A 13,886-nucleotide genomic window follows, 5' to 3' on the forward strand; every position below is an offset into this window, starting at 1 on the left:
CCCGGCGCGCGCGGGCGCCACCTCAGACGGCGGTGCCGGGACCGCCCCGGCCGACCTGTTCCAGGCGTCCGAAGAGGTCCGTGAGGAGGGCGTCGCGGTGCTCCCGCAGATAGAAGTGGTCGCCGTCGAAGGCGCGCAGGGAGAATCCGCCGCTCGTCACGGACGCCCAGTGCGCGACGACCTCCCGGCCCGCGTGCGGGTCCCCGGTCCCGAAGTACGCGACGACGGGCAGGCTCAGCGCGCCCTTCTCGACCGCGCCCCGGTACCGGCCCACCAGGTGGTAGTCACCGCGCAGGGAGGGGAGCACCAGGTCCAGCACGTCCGGGTCGCGCAGCGCGTCACGGCCGGTCCCTCCCAACGACTCGACGTGTTCGAGTAGTTCGGAGACCTCGTTGTACGTGAAGGGGCGGGGGAACTCCTGGCCGGGCGCCGTACGGGCCGAGACGAACAGCGCGGTCGGCGCCGGGGCTCCGGCCCGCCGCAGCCGCAGCGCCGTCTCGTAGGCGACGGACGCCCCCATGCTGTGGCCGAACAGTGCCAGCGGGGCGTCCAGGAACGGGCCGCACGCGTCCGCCACGAGCCCGCCCATCTCCTCCAGGGAGGAGGGCAGTTCGTCGAAGAGGCGGTCCTCCCGGCCGGGGTAGCGGACGGCCAGGACCTCCACGTCGTCCGGGACGCGGCCCGCCCAGTCGCGGAAGAAGCTCGCGGCGCCGCCCGCGTGGGGGAAGCAGAGCAGCCTGACGCGCGGGGCGGCACACCGCTTGACCGTCCGGAACCACACCGTGCCGTCCGGGCGCTCCCGGCCGCCGTCGTCCCGGGCGCCTCCCCGCAGGGGGCCGTCCTTCAGAATGCTGTCTTCCAGAACGCTCATGGCTGTCCTTCGTGGTGTGCCCCGGTCAGGGCGGGGGTGGCCCCGGTACGGGCGGGTGGGCGCGACGGCGGGCGGACGTGGGTTCCGGCACGGGCGAGGGTTCCGGTGCGGGCTAGGTGACCCCGGTACGGGCGGGCCGGGGGGCCGGGGGCGGTACGGCAGGTGCGGGCCGGGTGCGGCCGGTGCGGGCGGGGCGGGCCCGGCGGCGGGCTCCGCGGCCGTCCGGCATCGCGGTCAGACGACGAGGCGGCCCGCGGCGGAGTCCCGGGTGCCGCGCGACCTGCGGAGGTCCCGGGTGATGACCGCCTTCTGCAGCCACCGGTCGGTTCCGTCGTAGCGCGCGGTGAAGGACCGGCGGCCGTGGACGGCAAGGTAGTTGTCGACGACCAGCAGGGTGCCCGCGTCGACGACCACGTCCTGCTGGGCCCGCTCCAGTTCCGCGACGAGTTCCTTGAGCGCCAGCTCCGCCACGGCGTCGCCCTCCACGCAGCGCATGAAGTACGGGTCGATGCGGAGGTAGGGCGAGTCGGCGGCGCCGAACAGCACGGCGACCGGCTCGGGGTTGTCCCGCATGGCGCGCACCCGCAGCAGCCCGGGGTCGTCGGGGCGGTGCACCGCGAGCTGACGCAGGTGCTCGTCGTCGGGAAGGATGTAGAAGCGCGGCTCGGACAGCACCCGGCGGACCTCGGGCGACAGCTTCACCTCACGGACGGAGGCCAGGGTCGTGGGGACCCGGTCGTGGTTGCGGACGCCGAAGAGGGAGAGGTAGTCGCAGCGGTAGGGGTGGAAGGCGTCCTCGGTGTGCCACTCCAGCAGGACGTCGCTGCCGTGGCCGCTCTGCTGGGCCTCCTCGCCCTCGATGGGCAGCACGTTCTGGATCATGCGGCCGTTCTGCAGGGTGGGCCAGCTGAACACCTCGCCCAGGCACTTGCCGATGACCGCGAGGAACAGCTCCTCCCGGCGGGTACGGCCGGCGGACGCGGCCTCGGACCAGTTGCGCGGGGTCGGGCCCACCGCCTCGTCGTCGACGCCGAAGCCGCGCAGCAGGAAGGCGGCGGCGGAGTCGGTGCGCCGGAAGTCCTCAAGGAACCGGCGCAGTCCGACCGGGACCCGCGCCGCCAGCTCCCAGGCGTCGTCGTGGAAGCCCTGCTCGCCGGGGTCGCGGCGGGCGACCTCCGGGTGGGCGAGCAGCTGCTCGATGGCGGCCTTCTCCTCGGCCGAGATGTCGTAGCTCAGGATTCCGCGGTACTCGTTCACCGGCGTCTCTTCTCTGTCTGAGGGCTGCGATTTCTTCTGCGGGCTGCTTTTCCGCTGGGGCTGCTGGTTTTCCGCCGGGGCGCTGTTTCCGCCGGGGCGCTGTTTCCGCCGGGGGCCGCGGCATCCGCCGCTCGGCATCCGCCGCGCGGGGCGGTGCTCACACCGAGTCGGCGGCTTCCCCGGTCCACCACGGAATGTGCTGGTCGAGGGGGTCGATCGGCATCACGGCCTTGAACATGTCGTTCTCCACGTTCGCCAGGCGCGCCGAGTAGGGCTTGCCGACCGCGGTGAAGGCGCGGTGGATTCCGGCGCGCCGCCGGTCGATGACCTTGGCGTTCCGTTCGAACGTGCTGGCCGGCTGGAGCAGGAAGTAGGTGCGCAGGTCGCCGTAGGTGTGTCTCGGCGAGGTGTCCGGGTAGCAGGGCGCGAACGAGACGACGAAGAAGAGTTCCCTCTCGATCATCGCGTACCACCGCTGGTCCGGCTGGGGGTCGTCGGGCAGGTAGACGCTCGGGAAGAGCTCGGTGAGCGTCAGGTAGAAGCGCCGGGTCAGGTCCACCAGCGCGTCCAGGGTGGCGCCGAGGGAAGGGTCCTCGAAGGTGACGACCATTCCGTCCCGGGTGCGTTCGTCCGCCGTGCGGAAGAACTCCGCGACGACGTCCCGGTGTTCCGCCAGTTCCTTCTCGATCTCGGTGGTGGCGACGGTGATTCCGGGGCCCATCCGCGACGGTTTCGCGAAGGGGCAGTACGTCTTCCGGGTGATCTCGTCGAAGCTCATGCCGGGCTTCCCGTCCTCTCGGCCTCGCGGGCGGCTGCCGTGGCCCGGCAGCCGATGACGTAGAACCACCAGCTGGCGACCACGACGGCGATCAGGACGTAGAACATGACGGCGGGCGGGAAGTGCTGGAGGAGGAATCCGCAGAGGATCGGGCCCAGCGCGATGCCGACGTGGATCAGGTTCTGCGCGCCGAAGTAGCTGCCGCGCAGGTGGTCGGGGGCGATGGCGTCGATGAAGGTGAACTCGGCCGGTACCACGATGACCTCACCGATACTGAAGATCACCACGGCGATGACGATGACGGCCACGTGGGTGGAGAACGACATCACGGCGAGTCCCGCGACGAACGCGCCGATCCCGGCGGTCAGCCAGCGGAGCAGGGTGTCCTGTCTCAGCCTGCTGCCGAGGAGGTACTGGAAGGTGATGACCACGGCGGCGTTGGCCGCGGAGATGTAGGCGACCAGCTGGTAGGCGGTGTCGCGGTCCTCGACCAGGACCAGGTACTGGGACATGAAGGTCAGCAGCGGCCCGTACACCACGATGCTGAGGATGCCGCCGACGGTGAAGTAGGCCAGCCGCCGGTCCCCCCGCATGGTCCTCAGCACCTCGCGGAAGCTGGGCGCCCCCTCCTCGGCCTCCTCGGTCTCCCCCGCCGTCTCCGGCGCCCCCTTCCCGGGGCTCGCGGCCGGTACGAAACGGCTGCGGAAGAACACCAGGGGCAGCAGGGACGCGCCGATGACGGCGGCGCTGAGGACGATCGGGCCGTTCGCGCCGGCCGTGACGGCGGCGACACCGAGGAAGGGGCCCACCGCCGCCCCGATGTTCTGCAGCGAATAACGCAGGGAGAACACCTTGGTGCGGTTCTCGGGCGGCACCAGCTCGGAGAGCAGGGCGCTGCCCGCGACGCCCATGGTCGAGGAGGCGACGTTGGTGAGCAGCAGGATGGCCGTGACCGTGAACGGGTCGTGCAGGACGGTGAGGCCGAGGTAGAGCAGGATGATCACGGCGTCCAGGGCGATGATCAGGTTGATCTTCGTCACGCGGTCGGCGACGTAGCCGCCGTAGACGCTCGCCACCGTGCCGACCAGGACGCTGCCGCCGATCACGTAGCCGATGCCCGCCCCGCCCATGCCCACCGTGTCGTACAGGTAGATGGGCATGTACGCGAGGATGGCGAAGAAGCTCAGGCCGCGGGCCGCCGTGGAGACCAGCAGGACCTTCATCGCGAACGGCAGTTCGCGGACCATCGTCAGGAAGTTCTTCATCGGTCCTCCTCCGCCGCGATGGTTTCGAGCGTGCTGATGATGGATGCCTCGATCTCGTCGATCCGGGTTCCGTCGAACACCTCGGGGTGGTGTCCGACGATGATGTCGAGCCGCGTGCCGGGGATCACGGTGATGCCGAGGGGGTAGTGGGACACGCCCTTCGCCCCGTGCGTCCGTTCCCGTGCCCGCAGTCCGTCCCCGGCGTCGCACTCCAGGGCGTCGGCGGGATAGTTCTGGAAGACGTAGCAGGTGTCGAAGAGTTCGTCGGCTCCGAACATCCGCTGGATGTCGGTGAGTTCGACGGAGCGGTACGGCAGTGTCTCCAGCTGCGACTCCTGCACCCGGGCCATGGTCGTGCCGACCGGCTCGCCCGGTGCGACGCGGACCCGCAGCGGCACGGTGTTGATCAGCAGTCCGATCATGGACTCGGCGCCGTCGAGATCGGCGGGGCGCTCCGAGACGGTGTTGCCGAACACCACGTCGTCGCGGCCGGTGAGCCGGGCGAGCACCAGGCCCCACGCCGTCTGCACGGCCGTGTTGAGGGTGACGCCGGACCGGGCCGCCCGGCGGCGCAGCGCCTCGGTCAGCTCCGCGGACAGCGTGACGGTGCTGGTGCGCGGGGGGACGCCCTGGGCCGGTTTCACGGGGTGGACCCTGGTCGGTCCTCCGGCGTCCGCCAGGCAGTCGCGCCACGCCGACAGCGCGGTGGCCTCGTCCGATCCGGCGAGCCATGCCAGGTAGTCGCGGAAGGGCGTCGTCTCCGGCAGCCGTTCGCCCCGGTACAGGGCGAACAGCTCCCGCCACAGCAGCGAGGCCGACCAGCCGTCGAGCAGGATGTGGTGGTCGCTGACGACCAGCCGGTACCGCTCGTCGCCCAGCTTCAGCAGGGTGAGGCGCACCAGGGGGGGTGCGGCCAGGTCGAAGCGGTGTCCCAGGTCGGCGGCGAGGATCTCCGCCTCCCGGCGCTCCCGCTCCGGCTCCGTCAGGGAGGACAGGTCGTGCGCGGCCCACGGCACGTCCACGCGGTCCCGCACCACCTGCACCGGCCTGGGCAGACCGTGGTGCGTGAACCCGGCGCGCAGGTTGTCGTGGCGCATCAGGAGCGCGTGCGCCGCCTGCCGCAGCCGGTCGGCGTCCCAGGGCCCGTCCAGGTCGAACAGGGTCTGGCTCTGGTAGGGGTCGGGGCCGTCGTCGGCGCCCGCCGCGTGCAGCAGGAAGCCGCGCTGGAGCGGGGCGAGGGGCAGGATGTCGCGGAGGCCGGGGTAGGCGGTCTCCAGTCGGTTGACGGCGGACTGGCTGATCTCGACGAGGGGTACGTCGGACGGGGTGAGGCCGCCGAGCTCCGGGTGGTCCACCAGGTCGGCCAGGGCCTCCAGGAGGGTCAGCCACCGGTCGGCGAGCGCGCTCACGGCGGTTTCCGTGAGGCGGGCGGTGTCCCAGTGCCAGGCGCTCTCCAGGGCGGTGCCGTCCCCGGCCGGCCGGGCCTCTATCCACAGGGCGCGGCCCGTGCCGTCCGTACTCTCGCGGGGTCCGTCCAGCGGGGTGGTGGCGGCCAGCAGCCGGAACGACACCTGGGAGGCGCTGTGTTCCGGGTGGCCGCCGCGACCGGCGTCCGGCACGGCGCGGACCTGTTCCTTGACCCGCTTCAGGACGCGCGCCAGCTCCCGGGGTCCGGCCAGTGCCCTGCTCGTGTCGGGGACGCCCGCGTTGAGGCGCACCGGGTGCGGGGCGCCGGACTCCGCCGTGGCCAGGTCCAGCCGGAGCCAGGCCCCGGCCTCCGGCAGCAGGGTGCGGCGCCATTCGACGAGCACCGGGGCCAGCGCGGCCAGCGCGATGTGTCCGGTGTCGCAGTGGTACAGCTCCGGCAGGACGGTCAGCAGCCTCTCGGCGGTCGCCCCGGTGAGGCGCCGGACGATCCGGCCGCCGGAGGGGTCACCGGCGGGCGGCGCCGTCACCGGATAGGCCGGGTCGGGGGTCCGCAGGATCTTCTGCCAGGCGTCGGCGGCCCCGGCCGTACGCTCCGGGCCCGGCTCCGCGCCGGTTCCGGCGGCCCGGTCGGCCCGTGCCACCAAGGCCTCGACGGTCTGGTCCTGGAAGACGTCGCGCGGGGTGATCCGGAAGCCCTCGGCGCGGGCCCGGCTGACGAGCTGGATGGACCGGATGCTGTCGCCGCCGAGGTCGAAGAAGCGGTCGTCGGTGCCGACCGTCGCCAGCCCGAGCACATCGGCGAACAGCGCGGCCATCGCCGCCTCGCGCGGGGTGGCCGGGAGCCTGCCCGTCCGGCTGACGAACTCCGGTGCGGGCAGCCGCCGTACGTCCAGCTTGCCGTTCGGGGTCAGCGGCAGCGCGTCCAGGACGACGACGGCCGCGGGCACCATGTGGTCCGGCAGCCGCCGGGACGCGTGGCGGCGCAGTTCGGCGGCGAGCCGGGGGCCGCGCTCGGCGGCCTGGGGGTCGTTGGCGAGGTCGCGCGGTGCCCGGGAGTCGTCCCGTGCGCCCGGGAACACTCCGCTCAGCCCCTTGCCCGGGCCGGTGCCACCGGCGAGGAACACCACGTCGAACAGGTCGCCCGAGGCGGTGTCGGCGCAGGTCGGGTGGGCGGTGTAGCCGAGGTCCGCGCCGAGTGCGCACAGGTCCTCGGGGTCGACGGCGGACGGTGCGAGGACCGCCGCCCCCGGCAGCTCCCGTACGAGGGTGCCAGCACCGGCCGCGACGCGTTCGGCGACGGCCACCTGGGCGGCCACCCGGCCGTTGGGGACGCCGGTGACCCGCAGGGCGGGCGGCCGGGTCCCGGCGAGGTGGGCGGCGAGGTCCTCCGCACCGTTCCACTTGCGTGCGGGCACGTCGGCGACGGAGCGGAGGTCCGCTCCCGACTTGTGCACGACCACGTCGTAGCGGAAGTCGGTCAGTTCGTTGCGGTACGGGCTGCGCTTGAGCTGTACGTCCACTCCGGCGACGTCCGGCACCCAGTCGCCGATCCGTGCGAAGAACGCCGGGTCGAGCAGCAGCTCGGGTTCCAGTTCCCGCTGGTGGGCGACGAGCCGCTGGACGGCGGAGAGCGGTTCACCGGCGTGCGCCCCGTCGTGCAGGACGACGGCGGTGACGAAGGCGCGCAGCAGTCGCAGGTCGCGGATGTCGCCGAGCAGGACGCGCCCGCCGGGGGCGAGCAGTCCCATCGCCTGCCGGAGCACGTCGACGAGGTAGTCGACGCTGGGGAAGTACTGCGCCACCGAGTTGATCACCACGGTGTCGTAGCGGGCGGGGGCCAGCGTGCCGATCTCGTGGGCGGCCAGGGTGTGCAGCTCGACCCGCTCGGCCAGCCCGGTCCCGGCGACGGCCTCGCCCAGGGCCCGGATCAGCGCGTGCGAGAAGTCGACGCCCGTGTACGAGGTGCAGTGCGGGGCGACCGGGCGGAGGATGAGCCCCGAGCCGACGCCCACTTCGAGGACGCGGTCCGGGCGCAGTTCCAGGATGCGGTCGACCGTGGCCCGCTGCCAGCGGGTCATGTGCTCCAGCGGCAGCGGCTGGTTGTCGTAGCTGGAGTTCCAGCCGGTGAAGTCCTGTTCGGCGCCGAGGTCCCGCTGTTCGCTGTAGCCCTGTTCGTGGATCTCGTGCCAGGTGCCGACGTGCCCGATGTCGTGGGCCGTGCCGGACGCCCGGGAGTCCTCGGGGACGACGTATCCGACGAGCTGCTGGTGGCCCGGGGTGTCCTCGCGGACGACGACGGCGGACTGTGCCACGTCGGCGTGGTCCTTGAGGACGGCGTCGATCTCGCCGAGTTCGATGCGCATCCCGCGGACCTTGACCTGGTCGTCGGCGCGGCCGACGAAGTCCACCACGCCGTCGGCGCGCCACCGGGCGAGGTCGCCGGTGCGGTACATCCGGGTGCCGTCGGGGCCGAACGGGCAGGCCACGAAGCGTTCGGCGGTCAGACCGGGCCTGCCGAAGTAGCCGCGGGCCAGGCCGTCGCCGCTGATGTACAGCTCGCCCGTGACGCCGGGCGGCACCGGGCTCAGCCGGGCGTCGAGGACGTAGACCCGGGTGTTGGTCAGCGGGCGGCCGACCGGGACCGAGGAGTCCTCGTAGCCGTCCGGGCCGCTGCCGCACTCCCAGTACAGGGTGTCGACGGTGGCCTCGGTCGGCCCGTACGCGTTGATCATCCGGCGGCCGGGCGCCCAGGCGGCGGCGAGCGCGGGCGGGCAGGCCTCACCGGCGACCATCAGGTTGCCGCAGTCCGCGAGGGCCTCCGGGTCCATGCCGCCGAGGATGGTGGGCGAGAAGGTGATGTGCGTCGGCCGGTGGCGGGCGGTCAGCTCCCGCTGGCGGTCGGCGGAGAGCAGTTCCTCCGGGGAGGTGAGCACCACGGTCGCTCCGGCGAGCAGGGTGCAGCACAGTTCGCAGAAGGTGGGGTCGAAGTTGATCGAGGAGAACTGGAGGAACCGGGAGCCCTCCTCCAGCCGGAACCGCTTCAGGTAGTTGTGCGCCAGGTTGGGGATGCCCCGGTGGGTGACGGCCACGCCCTTGGGGCGGCCGGTGGAGCCCGAGGTGTAGATGACGTACGCCAGGTCGTCGGGGCGCAGGGGGGCGCGGCGGTCCGCGTCGGTCGGGGTGGTGTCCCGGTGGCGGTCCAGCTCGCGCGCCGCGTCCGGGCCGTCGAGTTCCAGGCGCGGCACCCGCCGGGCGTCCTCGGGGAGGTGCGCCACGACGTCGGACGTGGTCAGGAGCATCGCCGGGGCACTGTCGGCGATCATGAAGTCCAGCCGGTCCGGCGGGTAGCCGGGGTCCAGCGGCAGATACACGGCGCCGGCCTTGAGGATGCCCAGCAGGGCGCTCAGCAGCTCGGGACGGCGGCGCATGGCGAGTCCGACGACGTCGTCGCGGCCGATGCCCCGGGAGATCAGCCAGTGGGCGATCCGGTTGGACCGGCGGTCGAGTTCGGCGTAGGTCAGCTCGGTGTCCTCGTGGACGAGCGCGACGGCGTCGGGGGTGCGGGCCGTCCGGTCGGCGAGGAGCTCCGGGTAGGTCGCTCCGGAGAGCGCGAGGCCGTTGTCGTTCCACCCGGTCAGGACCCGGTGGCGTTCGTCCGCGCCGAGGACGTCGAGGGAGCCCAGCGGGCGGGACGGGTCCTCGGACACCGCGCGCAGCACCCGCAGGAGCCGGTCGGCCAGGGTCCGTGCCGTGGCGCGGTCGAACAGGTCGGTGGCGAACTCGATCTCGCCGCTCAGCCCGTCCGGGCGGCCGTCGGCGGTGAACCGTTCGGTCAGCTCGAAGGTCAGGTCGAACTTCGAGGTGCGGGTCGGCACCACCTCGTGGGCGGCGGTCAGGCCGTCCAGCCGCCACCGGGGTGCCACGTTGTTCTGGAGCACCAGCAGGACCTGGAAGAGCGGGTGGTGGCCGGTGCCCCGGGCCGGGTTGAGGACGTCCACGAGGTATTCGAACGGCAGGTCCTGGTGCTCGTAGGCGGCCAGGTTCGCGGTCCTGACCCGGGCGAGGAGGTCGGTGAACGCCGGGTCGCCCGAGGTGTCGGTGCGCAGCACCAGGGTGTTGACGAAGAAGCCGACGTTCTCGTCGAGGGCGCGGTCGGCGCGTCCGGCGAGCACGCTGCCCAGCGGGATGTCCGTACCGGCGCCGAGCTTGGTGAGGAGGGCCGCCGTGGCCGCCTGGAGGACCATGAAGAGGCTGACGCCCTCCCGTCCGGCCAGCGCGGCGAGCCGGTCGGCGAGTCCGGCGGGCACTTCAAAGGGCACGACGTCGCCCGCGTGGGTGGCGTGCGCGGGGCGGGGCCGGTCGGTGGGCAGCTCCAGCAGTTCGGGGGCGCCCGCGAGCTGCTCGCGCCAGTAGGCGAGCTGCCGGGCCATGAGGCTGTCCGGCTCGTCGGCGGAGCCCAGGAGTTCGCGCTGCCACAGCGTGTAGTCGGTGTACTGGACCTCCAGCGGCGGTGTCGTCGGGGCGGTGCCCGCGCGGTGGGCGCCGTACGCGTCGCAGAGGTCGCGCACCAGCGGGGCCAGGGACCAGCCGTCGCTGGCGATGTGGTGGATGCAGAGCAGGAGGACGTGGCTGCGGGCTCCGGTGCGGAACAGGTCGACCCGTACCGGGATGTCGGTGGTGAGGTCGAAGAGGTGCCGGGCCGCGGTGTCGACGGCCGCCGGCAGTTCCTCCTCGGTGACCTCGCGCACCGTGACGCGCGCGGCGGCGGCCACGGCGTCGTCCGCCGCGTCGACCACGAGCTGTTCGGCGCCGTGCGGGCCGTCCGGGAAGCGGGTCCGCAGGCTCTCGTGGCGCCGGAGCAGTCCGGTGACGGCCGCGTGCAGCGCGGCCGGGTCGAGGTCGCCCTCCAGCCGTACGGCGATCGGCAGGTTGTAGGTGGAGGACGGGCCTTCGAGGCGGTGCAGGAAGTACAGCCGCTGCTGGGCGTACGACAGGGGCAGCGAGGTGCCCCGGTCCATGGGGCGCACGGCGGGCCTGGCCCGGTCGGCGTCCGCGAGGCGGCGGGCGAGGGCGGCGGGGGTGCGCTCGTCGAAGACGGACCGGATCGGCAGTTCCACACCGAGTTCGGCCCGGACGCGGGCGACGAGCCGGGTGGCCAGGAGCGAGTTCCCGCCCCGGTCGAAGAAGCTGTCGTCGGCGCCGACGTCGGCGGTCCCCAGGACTTCGCGGAACAGCCCGGTCAGGGCGTGTTCCCCCGGGGTGGCGGGGGCGCGGCCCGCGCCGGAGCCGGTGAAGTCCAGCGGCGGCAGCGCCTTGCGGTCCACCTTGCCCGCCGGGGTCAGCGGGAACCGGTCGAGCACGGCGATGCCGTCGGGCACCATGTACGGCGGCAGCCAGGCCCCCAGGGCGTGGCGCAGGGCGTCCGGCGCGGGCGAGGCACCGGCGGCCGGTACGACGTACCCGGTCAGCCGGGGCGCGCCGGGGACGTCCTCGCGCAGCACGACGCGGGCCTGGGCGATGTCCGGCAGGCGGCGCAGGGCCGCCTCGATCTCGCCGAGTTCGACGCGGTAGCCGCGGATCTTCACCTGTTCGTCGACGCGGCCGACGAAGGAGAGGGCGCCGTCGGGGCGCCGCCGCACCAGGTCTCCGGTGCGGTACATCCGGCTCCCGGGGGCGCCGAAGGGGCAGGCCACGAAGCGTTCGGCGGTCAGCGCGCCCCGCCCGTGGTAGCCGCGGGCCAGGCCGTCCCCGGAGAGGTACAGCTCGCCGGTCTCCCCGGGCGCCACCGGTGCGAGCCGGTCGTCGAGGACGTGGACGCCGGTGTTCCACAGCGGGCGGCCGATGGTGACGGGCTCTCCCCCGGTCACCGGGGCCAGCAGGGACCAGATGGTGGTCTCCGTCGGGCCGTACAGGTTCCACACCTCGGCCGCGCCGGAGGCGAGGAAGTCGCCGAGGTCCTGCGGCAGCGCCTCGCCGCCGCACAGCAGGCGGGTCTCCGGGGCCAGTCCGGCGGGGCTCCAGCCGGACTCCCGGAGCAGTTGCCACAGCGCCGGGGTGCCCTGCACGAGGGTGGGCCGGGCCGAGGCCAGGAGGCGGCGCAGTGCCACCCCGTCCACGGCGGTGTCCCGGGGGACCAGGTGCGCCGCGGCGCCGTTGACGAGCGGCAGGTAGAGCTCGAGACCGGCGATGTCGAAGGAGATCGAGGTGGTGGAGAGCACCACGTCACCGGGGTGCACCCGGAACCGGTCCGTCAGGCAGTCCAGGAAGTTGGTCAGCGACCGGTGGGTGACGACCACGCCCTTGGGGCGGCCCGTCGAGCCGGAGGTGTAGATGGTGTACGCGCCCCGGTCCGGGTCGTACGGGGGGTACGGGTCGCGCCCGGGGGCGGATGCGTGTCCGGGGGCCGGTGCGTGTCCGGGGGCCGGTGCGGCGGACGGAGCCGGGCCCCCGTGTTCGAGGGAGTCCCGCTCGTCCAGGTGGAGGTGCGGGGCCCCGTCGAACGCGGTGGTTCCGGCGAGGGCCGCCGCCGTCCCCCGGGTGGTGAGCAGCGCGCGGGGTCCCGCGTCCGCCCACATGTGGGCGAGCCGGTCCGGCGGGTACCCGGGGTCCAGGGGCAGGTACATCGCCCCGGCCTTCAGGGTGCCGAGGAGCGCGGCGACCAGGTCGGGCGAGGAGGGCAGCAGGACCGCCACGACGTCCTCGGGGCCGACGCCCCGGTCGGTGAGCCGCCGTGCCACCCGGTCGGCCCGGTCCCTCAGTTCGCCGTAGGTGACGACGGTGTCCCCGGCGACCAGCGCGGGCGCCAGCGGGGAGCGGGCCGCCCGCGCCTCGAACCGGTCGACCAGACCGGTCGTCGCCGGGCCGTGGCCGTGGCCGGAGCCGTCGCCCGCGCGGTCGTGCTCGTCGCCGTCGACGAGGCCGACGGCTTCGTGGGGTGTGGTCGTGGTCATGCCGTCCGGCCTCCCGTCGCGGCGGGCCGCCGGGCCGGGGTCAGGTCCGTCCAGTTCTCCTCGACGTGCTCCGCGCACGCCGTTCGCGGTGCGGGCCCGAAGACGGTGTGCCATCCGCCGGGGACGTCCGCGAAGTCCGGCCACAGGGAGTACTGGCCGGCGGTGTTGCGCAGGACGAGGTACGTGCCGGTGGCGTCCTCGAACGGGTTGGTGGCCTGGTTCTCCATGGCGTTCACTCCTCGCCCAGGTAGTCGACGGTGCGGGCCGCGACGTACGCGGCCTCTTCGATGCAGAGCCGCTGGCCGTAGAAGTCCGACCGCAGCACCTCCGCGGTCAGCTCGCCGGTGATCACCGAACGCCACTGTCCGAGGGTGTCGTTGTCCTTCGCGAACAGCATGAGCAGATCGACGTCGGCGGGCTCGGGCCGGTACGAGGTCAGGGCGTGCGCGGTGGTGAGGAACGAGGCGTACAGACGGCGGCAGAAGGCCTCCGCCCGCTCGTCGTACCCCAGGTCCGTGCCGAACATCGCCGCCGCCGAGTACCGCAGCACCCGCTCCAGGTCGACGTCCTCGGGGGTCATCGCCGGGTACTGGCCCGTCGTCCCCGACATGCGCAGCAGACCGTCGTAGAAGTCGACGAGCAGTTCGGCCTCCGACATCGGCGCGGTGGAGTCCAGTTCGAGGTAGCCGTCGACCACGACGGTCCTGCCGACGCCCAGCCCCCGGTCGGCGGCGATGCGGCCCAGTTCCACACAGATGGCGCCGCCCGCGCAGGACCCGAGGAGATGGAACTCGTCGTCCCCGAACTCGTCCTGGAGCAGATCGGCGTAGTACTCGGCCAGCCCCTGGATGCTGTCCGGCACGCCCTCGGCGCCCTCGGTCAGCAGCGGGGACTGGAGTCCGTAGCAGGGCCGGTCGGCGCCGAGCTCCCGGACGAGACGGCCGTAGCCGTCGACCATGCCGTGCCCGGCGTGGACGAACACCAGGGGCGTCCCGCCGCCCCCGTCGCTCATCCGGATCAGCGCCCGCTCGGAGTTGGCGGCCTGCGGCTGCGCCTTCTCCGCCGCGAGCCCGGCGATGGTCTGGAAGCGCAGCAGGTCACCCATGTTGATCCGCCAGCCCAGCCGCTGGTTGATCTGCTCGACGACGACCAGCGCCGACAGGGAGTCGCCACCGGCCTCGAAGAAGTTCTCGTCCACGCCCACTTCGTGCTTGAGGGTGGTGCTCCAGATGTCCTGGAGCATGTGGTGCACCAGGCTCGGCCGCGAGGGGCCCGCCGACACGGTGACGGCCGTCTCCGCTGCGTTCATGGCTGTGTCCTTTTCGGAAGTCTCGGTG

The 13,886-nt window shown here is 73.2% G+C and carries 7 protein-coding genes; all 7 read right to left on the reverse strand.

The window, feature by feature from the left end:
- Positions 1 to 22: 22 nt before the first annotated feature.
- The 7 genes from ACIRQY_RS07105 to ACIRQY_RS07135 all read right to left on the reverse strand — a co-directional run bounded on the left by ACIRQY_RS07105 (position 23) and on the right by ACIRQY_RS07135 (position 13,858).
- Positions 23 to 871 (reverse strand): thioesterase II family protein, encoded by an 849-nt coding sequence (locus ACIRQY_RS07105; RefSeq protein WP_403922755.1) that lies wholly within the window; start codon positions 869 to 871, stop codon positions 23 to 25.
- Between the two features lie 234 nt (positions 872 to 1,105).
- The gene (gntD, locus tag ACIRQY_RS07110) at positions 1,106 to 2,128 is read right to left on the reverse strand and encodes a guanitoxin biosynthesis L-enduracididine beta-hydroxylase GntD (protein WP_351780860.1); all 1,023 of its coding nucleotides are present in this window, start codon (positions 2,126 to 2,128) and stop codon (positions 1,106 to 1,108) included.
- Between the two features lie 157 nt (positions 2,129 to 2,285).
- On the reverse strand, positions 2,286 to 2,906 hold the full coding sequence (locus ACIRQY_RS07115; RefSeq protein WP_403922756.1) for a hypothetical protein: 621 nt from the start codon (positions 2,904 to 2,906) through the stop codon (positions 2,286 to 2,288).
- Positions 2,903 to 4,171 carry an MFS transporter gene (locus ACIRQY_RS07120; RefSeq protein ID WP_403922757.1) on the reverse strand — a complete coding sequence of 423 codons (1,269 nt, stop codon included), beginning with the start codon at positions 4,169 to 4,171 and terminating at the stop codon, positions 2,903 to 2,905. The genes ACIRQY_RS07115 and ACIRQY_RS07120 overlap by 4 nt, the downstream gene beginning before the upstream one ends.
- Positions 4,168 to 12,549 carry an amino acid adenylation domain-containing protein gene (locus ACIRQY_RS07125; RefSeq protein ID WP_403922758.1) on the reverse strand — a complete coding sequence of 2,794 codons (8,382 nt, stop codon included), beginning with the start codon at positions 12,547 to 12,549 and terminating at the stop codon, positions 4,168 to 4,170. The genes ACIRQY_RS07120 and ACIRQY_RS07125 overlap by 4 nt, the downstream gene beginning before the upstream one ends.
- Positions 12,546 to 12,776 (reverse strand): MbtH family protein, encoded by a 231-nt coding sequence (locus ACIRQY_RS07130; protein WP_403922759.1) that lies wholly within the window; start codon positions 12,774 to 12,776, stop codon positions 12,546 to 12,548. The genes ACIRQY_RS07125 and ACIRQY_RS07130 overlap by 4 nt, the downstream gene beginning before the upstream one ends.
- Positions 12,777 to 12,781: 5 nt before the next feature.
- Positions 12,782 to 13,858: an alpha/beta fold hydrolase gene (locus ACIRQY_RS07135; RefSeq protein WP_403922760.1), complete on the reverse strand. Its 1,077-nt coding sequence runs from the start codon at positions 13,856 to 13,858 to the stop codon at positions 12,782 to 12,784.
- Between the last annotated feature and the right edge of the window lie 28 nt (positions 13,859 to 13,886).

Origin of the sequence: Streptomyces sp. NPDC101490 (assembly GCF_044767145.1) — a bacterium.
GTDB lineage: Bacteria > Actinomycetota > Actinomycetes > Streptomycetales > Streptomycetaceae > Streptomyces.